This is a genomic window from Paenibacillus kribbensis (assembly GCF_001705305.1).
Taxonomy (GTDB): Bacteria; Bacillota; Bacilli; order Paenibacillales; family Paenibacillaceae; genus Paenibacillus; species Paenibacillus kribbensis_B.
The window spans coordinates 122,562-140,963 of sequence record NZ_MCBP01000016.1; the positions used below are offsets into that span (position 1 = coordinate 122,562).

17 protein-coding genes are annotated in these 18,402 nt (G+C 46.8%); 9 read left to right on the forward strand and 8 right to left on the reverse strand.

Annotated elements, in window-relative coordinates; genetic code table 11:
• The first annotated feature begins 145 nt into the window (after positions 1-145).
• Together BAZ21_RS23460 and BAZ21_RS23465 are read left to right on the forward strand one after the other, a co-directional pair.
• Positions 146-1,441, forward strand: coding sequence for a GntP family permease (locus BAZ21_RS23460; protein ID WP_068505322.1), 1,296 nt, complete (start codon positions 146-148; stop codon positions 1,439-1,441).
• Between the two features lie 21 nt (positions 1,442-1,462).
• On the forward strand, positions 1,463-2,617 hold the full coding sequence (locus BAZ21_RS23465) for a glycerate kinase family protein (RefSeq protein ID WP_068505323.1): 1,155 nt from the start codon (positions 1,463-1,465) through the stop codon (positions 2,615-2,617).
• Positions 2,618-2,795: 178 nt separating this feature from the next.
• Here BAZ21_RS23465 and BAZ21_RS23470 read toward each other — a convergent pair whose 3' ends face one another.
• Entirely contained in the window at positions 2,796-3,791 is a 996-nt protein-coding gene (locus BAZ21_RS23470; protein WP_068505341.1) for a CdaR family transcriptional regulator, read from the reverse strand.
• A 226-nt stretch (positions 3,792-4,017) separates the two neighbouring features.
• Between BAZ21_RS23470 and BAZ21_RS23475 the strand changes: the two genes are divergently transcribed.
• Together BAZ21_RS23475 and BAZ21_RS23480 are read left to right on the forward strand one after the other, a co-directional pair.
• Complete coding sequence (locus BAZ21_RS23475; RefSeq protein WP_068505324.1) at positions 4,018-6,006, forward strand: BglG family transcription antiterminator; 1,989 nt, start codon at positions 4,018-4,020, stop codon at positions 6,004-6,006.
• Between the two features lie 62 nt (positions 6,007-6,068).
• The gene (locus BAZ21_RS23480; RefSeq protein WP_068505342.1) at positions 6,069-8,069 is read left to right on the forward strand and encodes a PTS fructose transporter subunit IIABC; all 2,001 of its coding nucleotides are present in this window, start codon (positions 6,069-6,071) and stop codon (positions 8,067-8,069) included.
• 302 nt (positions 8,070-8,371) lie between these two features.
• Here the strand turns inward: BAZ21_RS23480 and BAZ21_RS23485 are convergent, their stop codons facing one another.
• Positions 8,372-9,286, reverse strand: a complete 915-nt coding sequence (locus BAZ21_RS23485; protein WP_068505325.1) for a phosphatidate cytidylyltransferase — start codon at positions 9,284-9,286, stop codon at positions 8,372-8,374.
• A 97-nt stretch (positions 9,287-9,383) separates the two neighbouring features.
• Here BAZ21_RS23485 and BAZ21_RS23490 point away from each other — a divergent pair, with 97 nt between their 5' ends.
• Positions 9,384-9,926 carry a hypothetical protein gene (locus tag BAZ21_RS23490; RefSeq protein ID WP_068505326.1) on the forward strand — a complete coding sequence of 181 codons (543 nt, stop codon included), beginning with the start codon at positions 9,384-9,386 and terminating at the stop codon, positions 9,924-9,926.
• A 111-nt stretch (positions 9,927-10,037) separates the two neighbouring features.
• Positions 10,038-10,379, forward strand: a complete 342-nt coding sequence (locus BAZ21_RS23495; protein WP_010346894.1) for a zinc ribbon domain-containing protein YjdM — start codon at positions 10,038-10,040, stop codon at positions 10,377-10,379.
• A gap of 127 nt (positions 10,380-10,506) precedes the next feature.
• On the opposite strand, the gene BAZ21_RS23500 is transcribed toward BAZ21_RS23495, so the two are convergent.
• Positions 10,507-11,364, reverse strand: a complete 858-nt coding sequence (locus BAZ21_RS23500) for an SDR family oxidoreductase (RefSeq protein ID WP_068505327.1) — start codon at positions 11,362-11,364, stop codon at positions 10,507-10,509.
• A gap of 147 nt (positions 11,365-11,511) precedes the next feature.
• Positions 11,512-11,946, reverse strand: coding sequence for an Rrf2 family transcriptional regulator (locus tag BAZ21_RS23505; RefSeq protein ID WP_068505328.1), 435 nt, complete (start codon positions 11,944-11,946; stop codon positions 11,512-11,514).
• 232 nt (positions 11,947-12,178) lie between these two features.
• Here BAZ21_RS23505 and BAZ21_RS23510 point away from each other — a divergent pair, with 232 nt between their 5' ends.
• A complete protein-coding gene (locus BAZ21_RS23510) occupies positions 12,179-13,231 on the forward strand; it encodes an LLM class flavin-dependent oxidoreductase (protein ID WP_068505329.1) in 1,053 nt (350 codons plus the stop codon).
• A 185-nt stretch (positions 13,232-13,416) separates the two neighbouring features.
• Here BAZ21_RS23510 and BAZ21_RS23515 read toward each other — a convergent pair whose 3' ends face one another.
• The 4 genes from BAZ21_RS23515 to BAZ21_RS23530 all read right to left on the reverse strand — a co-directional run bounded on the left by BAZ21_RS23515 (position 13,417) and on the right by BAZ21_RS23530 (position 16,966).
• Positions 13,417-14,925: an aminotransferase class V-fold PLP-dependent enzyme gene (locus tag BAZ21_RS23515; RefSeq protein ID WP_068505330.1), complete on the reverse strand. Its 1,509-nt coding sequence runs from the start codon at positions 14,923-14,925 to the stop codon at positions 13,417-13,419.
• A 134-nt stretch (positions 14,926-15,059) separates the two neighbouring features.
• The gene (locus tag BAZ21_RS23520) at positions 15,060-15,536 is read right to left on the reverse strand and encodes a DsrE/DsrF/DrsH-like family protein (protein ID WP_025716490.1); all 477 of its coding nucleotides are present in this window, start codon (positions 15,534-15,536) and stop codon (positions 15,060-15,062) included.
• Positions 15,537-15,636: 100 nt separating this feature from the next.
• The gene (locus BAZ21_RS23525) at positions 15,637-16,452 is read right to left on the reverse strand and encodes an NAD(P)H-binding protein (RefSeq protein ID WP_068505331.1); all 816 of its coding nucleotides are present in this window, start codon (positions 16,450-16,452) and stop codon (positions 15,637-15,639) included.
• Between the two features lie 67 nt (positions 16,453-16,519).
• Entirely contained in the window at positions 16,520-16,966 is a 447-nt protein-coding gene (locus tag BAZ21_RS23530) for a MarR family winged helix-turn-helix transcriptional regulator (RefSeq protein ID WP_068505332.1), read from the reverse strand.
• A gap of 226 nt (positions 16,967-17,192) precedes the next feature.
• Here BAZ21_RS23530 and BAZ21_RS23535 point away from each other — a divergent pair, with 226 nt between their 5' ends.
• Positions 17,193-18,152, forward strand: coding sequence for a radical SAM protein (locus BAZ21_RS23535; protein ID WP_068505333.1), 960 nt, complete (start codon positions 17,193-17,195; stop codon positions 18,150-18,152).
• A gap of 52 nt (positions 18,153-18,204) precedes the next feature.
• Complete coding sequence (locus BAZ21_RS29940; RefSeq protein WP_256022401.1) at positions 18,205-18,297, forward strand: putative holin-like toxin; 93 nt, start codon at positions 18,205-18,207, stop codon at positions 18,295-18,297.
• The last annotated feature ends 105 nt before the right edge of the window (positions 18,298-18,402 follow it).

An 18,402-nucleotide genomic window follows, 5' to 3' on the forward strand; every position in this document is an offset into this window, starting at 1 on the left:
CGTATCCATCGCGTGCGCCCAAATGGAAAAAAAGAAGCATATATGTGCAAATGCACAATCAATTTCGTCTGTTCTTCAATATTTTTTACGTTCCGCAATCGATATAATGAAAGCGTAATCAAAAATTGCCCGGGGGGTTAGGCAGATGGAAGGATTAACGATCAGTTGGATAGGAGCTCTGGCGGGGCTGGCTATTGCAATTATTTTGATATTGAGAAAGCTGAATCCGGTTTATGCTTTGTTTTTGGGAGCCATTGTAGGCGCTTTATTGGGCGGAGCCAATCTGGAGCAGACCATCAGTGTGTTGATTAGTGGAACGCAAAGTGTGATGGGGACGGTTATTCGTGTGCTTGCCGCAGGTGTGCTGGCAGGCGTGATGATGGAGTCCGGGGCAGCGGAGACAATTGCACAGGCCATTGTGAAGAAGTTCGGCGGCAGCAAAGCAATTCTCGCACTGGCTTTGGCGACGATGATTATTACGGCGGTGGGCGTATTTATTCCGGTCGCCGTGCTGATTGTGGCTCCTATTGCGCTGTCGGTCGGGAACAAAATGGGGATTTCCAAGCTGGCGCTCCTGCTGGCCTTATCTGGAGGGGGAAAAGCGGGGAACATTATTTCTCCGAATCCCAATACGATTGCGGCGGCGCGCGGCTTCAACCTGGATTTGAGCCACGTGATGCTGGCAGGTGTGGTCCCTGCGATATGCGGCTTATTGATGACCGTTCTGGTGGCGTCTCTCTTAAAAACCAAAGGTGTAAAGGTATCCGACCAGGATACCGCAGACAGTGATGTCGATACTTCGAAATACCCGCCACTGGGACGGGCAATTGTAGCTCCGTTGGTGGCTGTTATTTTGCTGATGATTAACCCGATTGGGTCCATCTCCGGCATTGAAGCACTGTCGAGTTTCAAGGTGGACGCGATGTACATTTTGCCGATTGCCGGGATTGTGGGTATGCTGGCAATGGGACAAGGACGCAATATTTTGAAATATTCATCCTCCGGCTTAAATAAAATGACGGCAACCGTGCTGATCTTGATCGGTGCAGGCGGAATTGCGGGTCTGATATCAGCATCGGATTTGTCTGCGCAGGTGGTTGGCTTGATTGAAGCTTCGGGAGTTTCCGGTACATTTTTGGCGCCGCTTGCAGGTATTCTGATGGCGGCTGCGACCGCGTCGACCTCAACGGGAGTTATTTTGGCGACTGGCTCGTTTGGGGAAGCGATTCTAAACATGGGAACGGCCCCGCTCGCCGCAGCTGTGATGGTCCATACAGGGGCAACGGTTATCGATTCCTTGCCACAAGGCAACTATTTTCACGTCACGGCAGACAGCATGAAAATGAGTATTAAACAACGGATGGGACTTATTCCTTACGAAGCTATTGTGGGTGGAACCATGGCCATTGTAGCGACACTGATGTATGGATTTTTACTTTAATATTGATGATGGGGTGAGAAGATGAGAGAGAAGACATTTGTGCTGGCACCGGATTCCTTTAAAGAAAGTATGACAGCAAAAGAAGTGTGTATCGCGATGGAGAAAGGACTGCGCAAGGTCTATCCGGCGGCGAATTATGTCCACATTCCAATGGCGGACGGTGGTGAAGGAACGGTGCAGTCACTGGTGGATGCGACAGACGGGCAGCTTCGTTATCTCGAGGTGACTGGGCCGCTTGGAGAACCTGTAACTGCTGCATACGGCTTGCTGGGAGACGGCACCACTGCGGCAATCGAGATGGCATCCGCCAGCGGAATCCATCTGGTCAATAAGGACAACAAAAACCCGCTAAAGACAACAACTTACGGTACGGGTGAGTTAATCCGTGAGTGTCTGAATCAGGGGATTCGAAAGATCATTATCGGCATTGGCGGAAGTGCGACGAATGATGGCGGGACAGGCATGGCAGAAGCACTTGGTGCCAGATTTCTGGATGCCAAAGGGAACACTCTTCCTCGTGGTGGCGGCAGTCTGGGAGAGCTGGCCAGTATTGATATTTCATCACTGGATGAACGCTTGCAGCAGGTGCAATTGATTGTAGCGTGTGATGTAACAAATCCGCTGTGTGGAGAGCACGGAGCATCTCATGTATTCGGTCCGCAAAAAGGGGCAACCCCGGAGATGGTGCAGCAATTAGATGCCAATCTCGTCCACTATGCGGATGTGGTGAAGCGACAGCTGGGCAAGGATGTGCGCGATCTTCCAGGCGCGGGCGCAGCTGGCGGATTGGGTGCGGGCCTGCTGATTTTTACTCAGGCGTCGCTGCAAAAAGGTATTGAGATTGTGATCGAATACACCGGGTTAAAGCAGAAGCTGGCGAATGCGGACATCGTTTTTACAGGGGAAGGTGGCATTGACTTTCAGACCAAATTCGGGAAAACTCCGTATGGGGTAGCCCAGGCGGCCAAGCAATCCGGCAAAAAGGTTATTGCGGTCGCTGGTTATGTCGGGGAAGGGATCGACGCGTTATACCGGGAAGGAATAGATGCAGTGTTTGGCATCGTGCCGGGAGCCTCGGAGCTGGGTAAGCTGCTGGTCGAAGGGCCGCAAAATGTAGAGCGCACATGCGAGAATATTGCAAGGGTGCTTCAATTCAGCGAACAGCCAATGAAATAGAAGACGGATTATAGCACGAATGCGTTAGACATGGAGCGCTCGTCTGCATTCCCGGATTTTTCCCATCATTTAAATGAGAATGTTCACATATAAATGAGGATGTTCACATAAAATCCGGGAGTAGCAGCGAGGAGGAAATTGGCGTTTACCGCAGAATGATCTGGCATAATACAGCCGTTCATTGGTAGAGTGCCAATAAGCCGTGTGTAAGCTCAAAAAGCTGGAGGAGATTCCGGGGATCTTTACCCGTTAAGGTATGAATCCGCTTCAGGCGGTATTGCAGGGTGTTGCGATGGATATTTAATTCGTCTGCGGTAAAGGAGACACTGCCGTTATGGTTAATAAAGCTGCGCAGCGTATCCAGCAAATCCACAGTGTCTTCCAGTTTAGTGACCAGATGGACCGTATTCGTCAGGTTAGTTTGGCTCAGTTTGACCAAAAATTCGACTTCTGTAAAAGAAATCATCCGCACAGGCGGGCGTAAAGCCAGTAGAACATTCATGGCTGACTTGGCCTGTAAATAACAATCCGCGATGCTATGCTCTTGTCTGCTGATGGCGATCAGCACATCAGGATAGCTGCGCACAAGTGGCTCCAACAGCTTGTCTATTGACTCCTGACTTTGGATCAGGACGAGATAGCTGTCTTCCTCCATATGAAAGGATGGATGCTGCATGAATATTTTGGACAGCTCGGCTACATGAGCCGGGTCGGCAGGGAGGTACTTTACATATACCGCCGAAGTTTTTAGAAGCAGGTCAATGTGATATTGAGCCGCTTCTTTTTTTATTTTTTGAGTGTAGGCCCCCTGATGATTTAACAGCATTTCCAGCATGGATTTTTTGCGGTTGGCCTCGTGGGCCAGATGCTCCAGGGAGATCCTTTGCTCGATCAGGAGGGATACCGTAGTTTTGACGATGTTGCAAAAAGGGCGCACTTCATCTGGATTCCCCGTGATGCCAATGACGCCGACCCGCTCATGATGAATGACAATCGGCTCATTGGTCCCTTGTTTCTCGTAGTGACCATCCTGCCATACTTCAATCATTTTTCCGGTTTCGAGCGCCTGAACGGCTCCTTGATGAACAGTCCCGACTCGTTCTCTCTCTCCGCTGCCAATGATGATGCCTCGTTCGTTCATAATATTGATATTGTATGGAATGTCCTTCATCATTTTATCTACGATGTCTTGGGCTTGTTTTTCGGAGATCTGGAACAGTTCGCGATTCCTCCCTTTACATAGTGATGTGACGGATTGCACTTGTGAAAGAGTTTTCATTTTATTGTGCATCTGAACAACATAATAAAGCGTGTTACTGTACATGTCAGCCTATTTTATCATAGCAATGAAATCGGTTGCTTCCCTAGACATTCTTTATTTTGGAAGAAGGGAGATTGGAATGAACAAAAGGCAAACAGAAATTTTTCGCAGGTTGTTAACGGAACCGGGTCGGTTGTGGTTAGCGCAGGATCTGGCCGATCAGACTGAGTGCTCTGAAAAAACGATCCGCAACGATCTGAAGGTAATTGAAGAATATATAGTCAAGCATTCCAACGCCAATCTGGTGAGAAGGCCGGGACGCGGGATTTATCTGGAGATGGATGAAACGGATCAGAATGAATTGTTCCATCGACTGTATGCGGACGAGAGTACAGCCCAACATCAGTCGTATGAGGAAAGGGTGCTGCATCTCGCCTATCGTCTCTTGATGGATGCCAAGCCTGTAACTATACAGGATCTGGCCTCCCAGTATTATGTGAATAAAACGGTGATCCGTAGAGATATGGAGAAGATCGGGGGCTGGCTGCACAGCTTTGATCTTGCCTTGATTACCAGGCAGCGCGTAGGATTGACGATTCAAGGCTCCGAGAAAAACAAGCGGATGGCTTTGGCACGACTAAACCAACTGATAGATAGTCCTGAGTTAACGGGACAAATGATGCGCAAGCAGTTTGAACCGCACGAGATCGCAACCATACATCATGAATTAAAAACATTTCAAAAACGTCATGAGCTCAGCTTCACTGATGAAGCTTTCGAAGGTCTGATGCTGCATATCCTCTTCATGGTCAAACGAACCAAGCTCGGCCAGCCCATCTTGCTCTCCGAGCAGGACGTCGCTTTTTTGTGGAAAAAAGGCGAATATACATGGGCTACGTCCTTTTTACAGCAGCTGCAAAAGCTGTTTGCCGTGCCTTTTTCCGAGAAAGAAACGGCCTATCTAACTCTGCATCTGCTTGGCGGGAAGTTTCGTTACCAGCATGGGGAAGGAAAGGGAAAACAGAGCGATCTGGGAGACAGCGATCCGCTCTTGCCCGAATTAGTTGAGCAGTTGATCCGACGGATGTCGGAGCTGAATATGATTGCCTTTTACCAGGACCAGGTGTTGCTGAACGGGTTGAAAGTCCATTTATATACAACCCTGAACCGTCTTCACTATGGTCTGACCGTGTCCAATCCCATGCTGGCCGAGATCAAGAAGATGTATCCCTACATGTTCGACCGGGTTATTATTACGCTGGAAGAAGTGGGGAAAATGATCCGGTTATCGTTCCCCGAGGAGGAGGCAGCGTATTTAACTTTGCATTTCCAAGCCTCTGTGGAGCGGCTTCATCAGAGGGACAGTCATCCTCAAAGGGCAGTCATCGTATGTCACATGGGTATCGGCATGTCCCAACTGCTGCGCACAAAGGTGGAACGTAAATTTCCGTCTGTGCATGTGGAAACTACCATATCGAAAGCGGAAGTTCAGGACTATCTGGCAGCCCAGGAGGTGGAGCTTGTCATTACAACCGTAGCTCTCTCAGAGCTGAAAGTTCCGCATATTCTCGTCTCTCCACTGCTGGATGCCAAGGACGAGCGTCAGCTGGAGCAAGTGATTAGACGATTGGGTGAGCCGGAACATAGGGTGGCAGATGAGTCTGTATTTTTTAAATATACAACACCTTTTTTGGTCTTTCCCCAGCAGGAAGTGCAGCGTCCGGAACAATTGATTTCCAAGCTGGCGCAAATACTGGAGGACAAAGGATATGTTGAGACAGGTTATGTGGAAAGTGTACTGGCGCGAGAAAAAATGTCCGCTACCACGATTGGTGGAGGTGTTGCCATCCCCCATGGCGGCTCGGAGTGGATCAGACAGTCAGCTATTGTAGTTGCTACCTTGAAGCAGCCGCTCACCTGGGGAACCGAGAAAGTAGAGCTTGTGTTCCTGCTTGCGGTTAAACAGGATAGACGCGAAGAGATACGGCAGTTGTTTAAGGAATTATCCTTGATCAGTGAGCAGCCAGCTATGGTGCATGCATTGTCTAAGGAGACTGATGCGATGAGATTATTAGGGAAGCTAAAATTCCGTTTTTCCGAAAGTTCCGGTAAAAAGTTCGACCCATAACAACCAAATAGGAGTTTATACTATTAATGTAAGCGGAAACATCGGAGAGAAGGGGAATGACCATAAAAATATTAGCAATTACCTCGTGTCCTAACGGAATTGCACATACGTACATGGCAGCTGAGAACCTGCAAAAGGCAGCAGCGAAGCTGGGCATCGAGATGAAGATCGAGACACAAGGCTCCATTGGAATTGAAAATCAATTAACGGAGCAGGAGATTCGTGAAGCGGATGGCATTATTATTGCAGCAGATAAGACGGTTGTGAAGGATCGGTTTGTCGGCAAGAAACTACTGGTTGTTGGTGTACAGGATGGCATTCGTCGTCCAGAAGAATTGATCCAGCGGATGATACAAGGTGATGTGCCTGTGTATCAGGCACAGTCCCGTTCTGCCGAAGGTAGCACAGAGGAGAAAAAAACGAAGCAAAACCCAATCTACCGCCACTTGATGAATGGTGTATCCTATATGGTGCCCTTCATCGTTATCGGAGGCTTGCTCATTGCCATTGCACTGACGATTGGCGGTGAGAAGACACCAGGCGGTCTGGTCATACCGGACGGTTCAATTTGGAAAACGATTCAGAATATCGGCTCGGCTTCGTTTACCTTTATGGTTCCGATCCTCGCCGGATTTATCGCGATGAGCATTGCCGATAGACCGGGGCTTGCACCAGGTATGATTGGCGGATTTATTGCTGCGAACGGCAGCTTTTATGGGAGTGAGGCGGGAGCCGGATTTATCGGCGGAATTATCGCTGGTTTCCTGGCAGGTTATGTTGCACTTGCGATTCGGAAAATTAAGGTTGGCCGAGCGTTACAGCCGATCATGCCTATTATTATTATTCCCGTATTGTCATCCTTGATTGTAGGATTAATCTTTGTTTTTGTGATCGGTGCTCCAATCGCGCAATTGTTTGAAGCTTTAACAGGTTGGCTTGCAGGTATGCAAGGCACAAGCTCGATTCTGCTGGCGCTGATCTTGGGGGCGATGATCTCCTTTGATATGGGCGGTCCGGTGAATAAAGTCGCATTCTTATTCGGCTCGGCCATGATTGGCGAAGGAAATTATGAAATTATGGGTCCAATCGCCGTTGCGATTTGTATTCCACCGATTGCGATGGGACTTGCAGCGATGATCAACAAACGTAAATTTGCACCCTCGGAACGCGAGGCCGGGAAAGCAACATTTACGATGGGGTTGTTCGGTATTACCGAAGGGGCAATTCCATTCGCGGCGCAAGATCCACTCCGTGTTATTCCAAGTATCATGGTAGGATCCATGGTCGGTTCATTCATCGCCATGTTGGGGAATGTGGGTGATAAGGTGGCTCACGGTGGACCGATTGTAGCCGTGCTTGGTGCAGTTGACAATGTGTTTATGTTTTTCATTGCCGTTATTGTTGGAGTAGCCGTGACAGTTGTCATGGTGAGCCTGCTGAAAAAGGATGTTGCAACTGTAGATACGGCCGTTGCTGGAGAAGCAATGTCTGGAAATCCTGCCGAAATAGCCAGAGAATCTGCGATCACTTCAACTGCTGCGGAGTTATCGGCTCCAACAACCGTTACAAAAAACGAGTCAGCAGTGCCTGCACAAGCTGTTCATATTGAGAAGCTGACGGAAATTGTAACGATGGATCTAATTAATCTGGAGCTGGAAGGAACGACACAGGATGCTGTGATTGATGAAATGATCGAAGCACTTGAGAGAAATGGAGCCGTAAGCTCTGCCAGTGATCTTAAGCAGGCTATTTTGGACCGTGAGCAAGAAAGCTCCACAGGCATCGGAATGAATATTGCCATCCCACATGGCAAATCGGAGGCTGTCTTAAAGCCAAGCGTGGTTTTTGGTATCAAGCGGAGTGGTGTGGACTGGAAAAGTCTAGACGGAAGTGAAGCGAAGTTGATCTTTATGATAGCCGTACCGTGCAATAGCAAGGACAACACGCATCTGAAGGTGCTGCAAATGCTATCCCGTAAGCTGATGGACGGTTATTTTAGAGAAGCGCTCCTGGCCGTCACAACGAAGGAAGAAGCATATCAATTGCTGGATCAGGTGCATTAATCGATGCATTAAGAAATTGATACAAAGAAGATAGGCTGATGTGTACCTTTTTAACTTTTTGGATTTCAGCCGCTCTATGAAGAAGGGCGTATCCCAATCCTTGGCTGCGATGCTTGGGATCAACCCCAAAAAGTTGATTTTATCCTGCGGACTCATGGCCACTATGCCGATGCAGGCTTGATTTACATCGTAGATGCCGAGAAAAGCTTCCTGTATGCTGGCGGCGTAATAGGGTGTGTCACTTTGCCAAAGCAGTCTATCCTCAGGTGAGGCTAGACTGCCCTTTTCATAGTAAGATACTGCTACATAAAGTCAAAAAAATAACGAAGTACATGAAAAAAGACAGGCGAGGTGTAGGTTAAGCTATCCACCCGGCTTAAGTAGCTTTTTTTCAAGGCATCGAACTTATCATCATCGCCGATTAATAAATCTCGCTTCAGCACGGAGACCGTTAAGCTGCCGAAGAAACCGCTCAAGCTGATCAGCATGCCGAAAATAATTCCAAATTTCAGGTCAAACGGCGTCAGGTAGGGATAGATTAGATAGGAAGCCGTTATGGTTACGGGAAAAGCGAATGCAAAGCCTTCCCAAGTTAAATTGGGGTTGGATGTCGGGACGATTTTCCGCTTCCCGAAATAGAGCGATGCCAGATAGTGTGCGACATCATTGAGCTGCGTCAGAACCACTAGAAAAAGTACAAGTTTCGCTCCGTATTGCGGCGTAGCAAACTGAAAATAGGCCAGGTGGCTCAGCCCGAAAACCATCAGCATGAGTCCCCATTGGGTTGAGCTGACACTGCTCAGGAAACCAACCGTTCCTTTATTGATCAATCGCGGGAGCGGCAGCAGCAAGAATACATAGATAGGGATAAAGACAATAAACATCCCGTACCACCCGATATAAATCCAATAAAACTGTACAGGAATAGTCAAGTACGCCCATAGAAACAATCTGCGGTCGGCTTTTCTGGATCTGATCATGGAAAAGTATTCTTTTAGCGCAAAAAAAGTGAGCGCCATCAAGGAAAGCAGTGAAACGATCGGATTGAAAAGAGTTGCCAAGCAAAAGATCAAGAACATGCCCCACCAGGTCTTGATGCGAAGTCCAATAGCTGCATAGTCTTTGTCTGGCTGTGTTTTGACTACCACTATATAAATCAAATGGATGATCAATAAGGCTGTAAAAATGAGAATTAACGTTAATAGCGAACTGTCCATTGCCACTCACCAACTTATCGCGAAATAGGATTCCATTAAAGGATTCCTATGTTATTATGAAGGAATAATTCAAACTTGATAAGGGGAAATTTAGTAAATGGTAGCTGATCAATCCGTCTTTATCTTGCTTACCAATACGGGAACGTTTCTTACGAGAGTCATTAAAAGCTATACAAGAGCGCCATACAATCACGCTTCCATTTCCTTCAACCGGGAACTTTCGGAGTTATACAGCTTTGGGAGAAAGACCCCCAATAACCCTCTGGATGGCGGTTTCGTAAAAGAGGATATTAAGACAGGTACATACAGCAGATTTCCGAATACAACATGTGTCATCTACGAGCTTCAAGTCACCGATCGTGAAGTCGAAAAAATGAAGCGGGTCTTACATGTCTTTATCCGAAGTCGCCAAAAATATATGTATAACTTACTGGGGTTGATTGGTGTTGCACTCAAAGAACCGGTCGAGTTCAGCAATTCTTATTTTTGTTCGCAATTCGTCGCGGAAATTTTACAGCGATCCGGCATAAAAATATGGAACAAGTTGCCCGCCCTTATTACACCAGACGATTTTCGGCAAAGTGACCGATTCCATTTGATCTACGAGGGGAAATTGAGCGAGTATGAGCCTCAAGCCTGAGAAGCTGCTGAAACGTCCACTTACACTGCCTAATTTCATCCATGAGTGGAATCGTTGTTGATTATCCAATATACTTGTATAGAATTAAAAATGAATGGAGTACATAATACCATGTCTAATTTGCCAAATTGCCCTGAATGTAATTCAGAATACACTTACGAGGATCGTAGTCTTTTCATCTGCCCGGAATGCGCTCATGAGTGGTCATCCGAGTCAGAAACCGTAAGCAATGAAGATGTAAAAGTCGTGAAAGATGCAAATGGTAATGTCCTGCAGGATGGTGACTCTGTAACCGTTATTAAAGATCTTAAGGTTAAAGGAAGCTCATCTGTTTTGAAAATCGGCACCAAAGTGAAGAATATCCGTCTGGTAGACGGCGATCATGACATTGATTGCAAAATTGATGGTTTCGGAGCGATGAAGTTAAAATCGGAATTTGTAAAAAAGAATTAAACAATCAACGTCTCAAGTAAACATGAGACAGGAAAAACCACCGCGAATAGGGTTTGAGAGCCTCCTATCCGGTGGTTTTTTTCATACCTGTATGAAATTCTCGTCGTGGTTACCCGCTATCCGTTAATTATTGGCCAATAATAGCTTTGACAAAATCGCTTAAAGGCTGAGCCGGGCGCCCTAGTAATTTTTCCAGATCATCGCTGTCCACATCAAGGGAGCCTTCGCGAAACGGCCCCTGCATATCAACTACCATGGTGACCACAAAATCAGGCAGTCCGGCACCACGCAAAGCTTCGCCTAATGAAGCATCATCCACATCTACGACATTCACTTCTTTGCCTGTTACTTCGGCCGTGATGGCTGCAAGCTCGGATTGTGTGCGAGGTTTACCAGAGAGTTCATAGATCGTGTTTTCATGTCCTTCTCCAGCGAGAACAGCAGCAGCAGCCTGGGCATAATCACTGCGTAAAGCCCAGCCTACCCGAGCGTTGCCTGCAGCATTAAGCCAAGGTGCACCATGCAATACACCTTGTATGCTGCCTGCTTCGTTTTCAACATACCAGTTGTTGCGAAGGAAGGAATACGGAATACCAGTCTCGCGAATAGCTTTTTCCGCCGCACGATGAACTTCAGCAAGGGGGAGGGTATTGCGGTCTGCATTAGCAACACTTGTGTAACCAATGAAGCGTACCCCGGCTTTTTTGGCTGCATCGACAGCATTTTGGTGTTGACGAATCCGTGTCGCGTTATCCCCGTCCGCGGAGACGATCAGCAAACGATCCACACCAGCGAATGCCTGATCCAAAGTCTCGGGTTTGTCGAAGTCACCGTGACGTACGTCAACGCCTTGTGTGCGAAGGTGTTCAGCTTTCTCTGGATTACGTACACTTACCGCAAGGCTTGCAGCAGGTACTGTTTTTAACAGTGTATCCACGACTACAGATCCAAATTGACCAGTTGCGCCAGTTACTAATATTTTCATTTTTCCATTCCTCCAATAGAGTATGTATATAAAAATGAATGGCAGAACTCCATTCAATTTATATCGAATTTTCACAGGCATTAAAACTGAATTAGTTATAACGAAATCAGTTACAACGGTGCTGTTAAAAAAAGCTCTATCTGAGCTTTAATTAACATGAGCTTCAACATGAACTTGATTTAGCATCTCTTGAATCGTGACGCGTTTTAATCGTTGTTCCATAGCCGCCTGGGCTTCAGCCAATTCTCCCAAGAGGGAAGCTTCGATGGTTTTGCCAACAGGACAGAGTGGACTCGGGTCCTTATGGAAATTAAATAAATGCCCATTATCAATAACCTCAACCGCATGATATACATCCAGTAAAGTAATGGATTTTGGTTCCTTCAAAAGAGAAGCACCACCTATGCCAGGCCGGATGTCAATCAGACCGGCTTTCTTCAGCATGCCCATAATTCTTCGGATTACGACGGGATTTGTATTTACGCTGCCTGCAATGAGGTCCCCCGTACATTCCCCCGGCATCATAGCAACCAACGTAAGGATATGGACTGCTATGGAGAAGCGACTACTGATTTGTTTCATAACTGTTCACCACCGTTGTAACCATATTAGTTACTTCTTGTTGCAATGTCAATACCAGTATACAAATTGGAATGAGCTCTTATTGACGTTCTCGTTGACTGAATCCAGACCCAGAAAAGGAAAGCTTGAAAAATAAACAGAAATAGTTCAATATAAAGATATCGGTTTTTAAAATGGTTTGCTGTGAAAGCAGCCGAATGAGAACGAGACATGAAAATAGGAGGCAGGACCAGTGGAGATAGGTATAAGCTCGTTTGTGGAAACAACGCCAGATCCCCAAACCGGTGAGGTCATTAGTCACGCACAACGGATACGTGAGGTTGTGGAGGAGATTGTGCTTGCAGATCAGGTAGGGCTGGATGTGTACGGTGTAGGAGAGCATCATCGCAAAGATTATGCGGCATCTGCGCCGGCTGTTATACTGGCTGCGGCGGCAGCACAGACCCAGCGGATTCGGCTAACCAGTGCGGTCACGGTGCTGTCATCGGATGATCCAGTGCGGGTGTTTCAGGATTTCGCTACACTGGATGGCATCTCGAATGGACGGGCTGAAATTATGGCAGGACGGGGGTCTTTTATCGAATCGTTCCCGTTGTTTGGATATGATTTGGACAACTACGATGAGTTGTTCGATGAAAGCCTGGAGCTGTTATTGAAAATACGCGAATCCGAAAAAGTGACCTGGAAAGGCGGACATCGGCCCGCAATCAACAATTTGGGCGTGTACCCGCGTCCGGTTCAAAATCCCTTGCCCGTATGGATTGGTAGCGGGGGCAATCAGGAATCTGTAGTCCGTGCCGGTTTGCTCGGATTGCCGTTGGTGCTGGCCATTATTGGAGGCAGCCCTATGCAATTTTCACCATTGGTGGAGTTGTACAAAAAAGCGGCTAAGCACGCAGGCCATGATGCATCGCTGCTTCCAGTTGCATCCCACTCGCATGGTTTTATTGCGGAAAGCGCCGAGCTTGCAGCCGACAAGTTTTTCCCTTCTACCCAGCAAGTCATGAATGTACTTGGGCGTGAGCGTGGTTGGGGTCCTTACACCCGGTCCAGCTTCGATGCCGCACGCAGCTTTGAGGGCGCGTTGTATGTAGGCGATTCCGATACAGTTGCCAAGAAAATCATTCACCTGCGTAAACAGGTAGGCATTACACGCTTTATGCTACACGTACCCGTCGGAACAATGCCGCATGAAGATGTCATGAGAGCTATTGAGCTGCTGGGAACAGAGGTAGCGCCACGGGTGCGCGAAGAGATATCCAAGTGGGAATCCGAGAATAAATAAGCTTTCTTGTGTCGCTTTTGAAGGTAGTGTCATGCGGAGAGTAGATGATGTAGGTCTTTTTTGACTGCCGCTCGTTATGAAGTTCATAGTGTAGTTCAAGACGAACGAACTAACTGTGATTCTCCGCAATCCTACGCTTCTACAAGTGGTGCAGCCTGTATCCCGGCCCAATTGAAGGCCGTCTCTTAATCGCTAAAGTTGAACCATTTGTGGATGTCTATTATTTTAGATTGATTCACAGGCCGCCATTCGTTCGTGTCTGGTTGATAGGTATAATCTTTTTTCCAGGTCATGACATTTTCCACAATTGTCTGTATGGAAGAGGAGAGATAAGAGATTTCCTGATTCGTCATCATGGGATGGAGGGACAGGCGCACCCAGCCTGGTTTCCGTGATAAATCTCCCGCATGGATTAGGCTTGTCATTTGATTGGAGGTTTGTTGATCAATACCAAGCAAATAGTGTCCGTAGGTTCCTGCACAAGAACAGCCGCCCCGAACCTGAATTCCAAACCGATCATTTAACAATTTTACAATCAGGTTATAGTGAATATGGTCAACAACGAAAGAAACGATTCCCAGCCGATCTTGGCTGCTTCCACCCAAAATGTGCAGGTCTGGTATGGTGCTCAAGCCTTTTAGCAATAATGAGGTGAGCTCCTTTTTACGCTCCAACATGCGGTTGTATCCCATTTGTTCCTTCAGCTGAATGCAGAGCGCGGTTCGAACGGCCTGTAGAAAAGGAGGGGTTCCTCCCTCTTCGCGTGCTTCGATATTATGTTTATACTCGTACCCACCCCAAGGGTTGGTCCAGCTTACTGTGCCGCCTCCGGGCTGATCCGGAGCATTATTAAAGCAGAGTCTCGAATCCATAATTAAAACGCCGCTTGTACCGGGGCCACCGAGAAATTTGTGTGGTGAAAATACAATTGCATCCAATTTCTCAAGGGGTTCCGGGGGATGCATGTTGATCTCGGTGTAAGGAGCGCTTGCAGAGAAATCAATAAAACAAACGCCGCCATGCTCATGCATTTTGCGAGATAGCTGGTAAATGGGTGCTTCAAAACCTGTAACATTGGAGCAGGCTGTAAAAGCGCCAATCTTCATAGGCCGATGCCGGAATTGATGCAGCAGCCGTTCGAGCTGAACCGGATCGACGATACCGCCGGGACCCGGAGGGACACACACGACGTCCCCGATGGTTTCCGCCCAAGAGATATGATTGGAGTGATGCTCCATATGCGTAACAAAAATAACGGGACGTTCTTTTTCAGCGATTGGATAGAGGTGCTTTAATTTCTCATGTATTTTCAATCCTAACAACCGTTGAAGTTTATTCACCGCTCCGGTCATACCGGACCCGGCAAACATAATGATATCGTGTTCGTCGGCATGAACGTGGTTTTTAATGATTCGTTTCGCCTCTTCATAGGCTTGGGTCATCAGGGTGCCTGTCAAATTAGACTCCGTATGAGTGTTCGCCACAAAAGGGCCCAAATCATTAACTATTTTCGACTCGATGGGTCCATACAGACGGCCGCTGGCTGTCCAATCCGCATAAATCAGCTTTTTCTGTCCATATGGGGATTCAAAGGTCTGGTGATATCCGATCGTATTGTCGCGATACCTCTGGAAATAAGCCTCGTTAGAAGGCTGATACCTACAACTACTGCTTCCAATTCGAGCCATGAGCATACGGTGCCTCCTAAGTCGTTCTGTTTTCTTAGGGTACGTAGGTAGGCCTGAATAGGTTAAAAAAAATAGGCGAATGTCATCATTTAGACAAAATAAAAGCCTCGTCCAAAAGTCGGGCAAGGCATGAGTGTATCTCAGATAAATAGCTGCATATCGGATTCGAGTGCATCTTTTAGATAGGTTTTGGCCTCGATAATTTCCAGCTCAGGGATGAACTCCTCCGGTTTAAACCCCATAATATCCACCGATAGCTTGCAGGCATAAAATTTGACGTTTTTCTTCCGCGCTCCTTTCAAGAAATGAATGAGCTTCGGGGCTTCGTTATCTTCGATCATTTCTGTCAGCATCAGCTTGCCCAGTCCGCTAAAATTCATTTTGGACAATGGCAGCTCCTCAGGTCCCTTCGGAGTCATCCAGCCCATGATTTTTTCGTATATCGTCTTGTCCTCAAGCGTCATCTTCTCGGGATCACGAACCAGAAATAACCCCCAGAACGCAAAAAACATCGTAACCTCTACATCCAGCTCCCGAGCTGTATTGGCCAGAATCAGTCCAGCCATCGCTTTATCATAATCGCCGCTGAACATGAGCAAATTCATCCTTTTGTCCACGATATTCCGCCTCCATTTTCCCATAGATATATTCAGTATGGATTTGGAAATGAGAACTATGCCCAGTTCACATATCGTTCACATTTGTAGTATTAATTTTTCATATGGAGATAAAAGGCCGGATGCTTTCTTTCAGTGAAGTCAGCGGACCACCGATCAACTGTTCCAAATCATCCGAGGTGGAGCACGTATCTATTTTGCTCAAGAACCCGAATATCCAATTTTTGATTTGGGGGTCCTGACGTAAGGAGACGGATCTGCCTGTAAGCTCGGTCAAAGCTGCTGCCAAATCTGAAAAGGTCCAGGAACTGGAGGCGGTGAATTCATATTTCTTGTTCTTATGGCGACCTGGCTCGGATAGCACTGCCGCGATTCCTTTGGCAAGATCCCAACGCGTAACGGTGTTAAACTTCCATTCACCAGGGTAGATATCGAGTTCGCCCTTTGCTATGGCGGCGCTCAGATCGAGTGTTTCAACAAAATCGGTATATAATGCATTCCGTAGAAAAGTGTAAGGAATTCCGGTGGTACGAATGGCATGCTCTGTAGCCAAATGCAGATGGGAGAGGGGAATAGAGCCGGCTTCAGGAAAGGCAAAGCTGGTATATAGAATGTGTTCTACTTTACATTTTTTGGATGCCTCTATAATGTGGGCATGTTGACGTATACGAATCGTATCGTCAGGATGTGAACTTGAAATCAACAGCAGCTGGGAAGCTCCCTTGAATGCTTGCTCAAGTGAATCGGGTTGGTCGTAGTCACCAAACCGGACTGTAATTCCCTGTTCCGCATAGTGTTTTCCGGTTTCAAGGTGGCGGACACAAGCGACAATTTCATGAGGTGACATTTTTTGAAGGAGCTGCTGTATGATGAAGCTCCCCAATTTACCATTTGCTCCAGTAATAACGATCGACATTGAATATCATCCTTTTTATACAAACGTAATTTTAGTTAAGGGCTTAACCAATTGTGTAAAAAAGGTACTATGTCCTCTTTAACTTGTTGAGCAGGGAAAGGAGCTGCTTCAATTCCTGCTCATTCAACCTCTGCATTTTTTCCGCAATTCCTTGTCGGTTTTCGGGTAAATAACGCAGTAGGAGGCTTTGTCCTTCGCTCGTTATAGAAATCACCGCTTTTCTACCGTCCTTGGGATGGCGGTCCCGGCGAATGAGTCCTTCGTGTTCCAGCGGGCTAAGCAGCAGGCTAATATTCGATTTGGTGACGCCGATCCTTTGGGCGAGCACAGATGGAAGAACTGTGCCTCCTTCCTTCATCATTTCAACCAAAATTCGAATTCTGGCTCCATTGGTTCCTTTGGAGTGCCAGTATTTTTCTGAGACATCAACTAATCCGGCTGTTGTTTCCACCAGTGAAAAGAAAACCAGAGAGTGTAGCGGCAAATCAAGCACATAATCCTGAAGGTCTTTCATAACATCACCACCATTATATAGTTAAGCGCTTAACTAATTTCAATCTACTCAATTTCTCAGTACTTGTCAAATATATCTATTTGGCCCCACAGGTTTAGACAAGGGGCTTCTTACACCAGTAAAGTAGTCCCGCCGTTAGCAATGTCATATCTCTGAGCTGCTTCCATTCTGTATAATCTCAAGGGTATTCAAGACACAAGCCTGAGATCGGGAGGATCATAAGAAAGTGAGTATAGAGAACAAATATAAAGCACTTGAACTGGAAAAGCCGGGCATCTACGAGCTGGAGGGACTGGAAGTCGGGGTCACCTCCAATTGCAACTTCAAGTGTGATTATTGCTGCGCATATCAGCGAAATGACGGGCAATGCATCAGCAGCAAGGAGGTCATTGGTATTATTGATGACATTCCAACGTTAAAACGTGTGCGACTGTCCGGGGGTGAAGTAACCTTGAAGTATCAGGACTGTCTGGACATTGTGGCTCACTGTTCGAGCAAGGGAATCGCTACCCAGCTCAATACCAATGCCAGCTTGCTCAGTCCTGAACGGATTGAGAGATTGCGTGACGCAGGGCTTTCCAACATTCATATTTCCTTCAACTTCACGGACGCCGAAAAATATTCAGCCTATTATCATGTTCACCCTCGCATGTATGAGACAATCGTTCAAAATATCCGGTTGTGTACCGAAGCCAAGCTGGAAACAGTACTGGAGACTTTGCTGTTTGAGGAAACACAGAACAACATGCAAGCCATTAGCGAAATGGTATATGAACTCGGTGTGCGCATCCATGAAATCCAAAACAGCATCGTGATGGATCATACCAACTGGAACGCCATTTCCACCAAGGAGGCACTTGTCCGTTCCGTTCATGATCTGATTGCCCATAAAAAGGAAGATACCGTGCTGTATTTCACCTGCATGGACCGTTTTGCAGAAGCGCTGGGCTTCAAGGAGCAGCCGGGCGTTTATTTTTCCAACTGTGTTGATGGTAAAAAGCAGCTTCATCTTCATGGAAACGGTGATATCCTGATCTGTGAGCTATGCCATCCTGTGGTTATCGGCAATATTTATAGTGGAACATCCTTAAAGGATATTTACACACATAGACCCAAGCCGCTTCAGGAGTTTCTCGACAAACTGCCTTGTCCTGCATATGATGCGCTTTTCCCGAACGGGATCTGAGAAAGGAAAGATGTAAGTAATCGAGTCTGTGGGGCTCGTGCAGCTGACATTAATGATGATGTTCGGTACGTTCCTAGTGACGTTAATCGGATTAGTTGTCACGATTGTCGTTGCATTGAGCCAAAACAAAAAGAAAACCAGCTAATACTTTGTCAAGATAAGATTGTGGAAATCAAAGAATTTGGTATACTGTTTTTATAGCATACCAAATAAACTTCCTAATTGGAAGTTTATAGTATATTTAATTAAA

Bases quoted from the DNA above. Each gene is read 5' to 3' on its own strand.
- BAZ21_RS23525 (WP_068505331.1), bottom strand. From the start codon at position 16,452: ATGTCGATCGTTATTACTGGAGCAAATGGTAAATTGGGGAGCTTCATC.
- BAZ21_RS23490 (WP_068505326.1), top strand. From the start codon at position 9,384: ATGGTAGCTGATCAATCCGTCTTTATCTTGCTTACCAATACGGGAACG.
- BAZ21_RS23485 (WP_068505325.1), bottom strand. From the start codon at position 9,286: ATGGACAGTTCGCTATTAACGTTAATTCTCATTTTTACAGCCTTATTG.
- BAZ21_RS23475 (WP_068505324.1), top strand. From the start codon at position 4,018: ATGAACAAAAGGCAAACAGAAATTTTTCGCAGGTTGTTAACGGAACCG.
- BAZ21_RS23515 (WP_068505330.1), bottom strand. From the start codon at position 14,925: ATGCTCATGGCTCGAATTGGAAGCAGTAGTTGTAGGTATCAGCCTTCT.
- BAZ21_RS23465 (WP_068505323.1), top strand. From the start codon at position 1,463: ATGAGAGAGAAGACATTTGTGCTGGCACCGGATTCCTTTAAAGAAAGT.
- BAZ21_RS23460 (WP_068505322.1), top strand. From the start codon at position 146: ATGGAAGGATTAACGATCAGTTGGATAGGAGCTCTGGCGGGGCTGGCT.
- BAZ21_RS23530 (WP_068505332.1), bottom strand. From the start codon at position 16,966: ATGAAAGACCTTCAGGATTATGTGCTTGATTTGCCGCTACACTCTCTG.
- BAZ21_RS23500 (WP_068505327.1), bottom strand. From the start codon at position 11,364: ATGAAAATATTAGTAACTGGCGCAACTGGTCAATTTGGATCTGTAGTC.
- BAZ21_RS29940 (WP_256022401.1), top strand. From the start codon at position 18,205: ATGATGATGTTCGGTACGTTCCTAGTGACGTTAATCGGATTAGTTGTC.
- BAZ21_RS23470 (WP_068505341.1), bottom strand. From the start codon at position 3,791: ATGATGAAGGACATTCCATACAATATCAATATTATGAACGAACGAGGC.
- BAZ21_RS23505 (WP_068505328.1), bottom strand. From the start codon at position 11,946: ATGAAACAAATCAGTAGTCGCTTCTCCATAGCAGTCCATATCCTTACG.
- BAZ21_RS23495 (WP_010346894.1), top strand. From the start codon at position 10,038: ATGTCTAATTTGCCAAATTGCCCTGAATGTAATTCAGAATACACTTAC.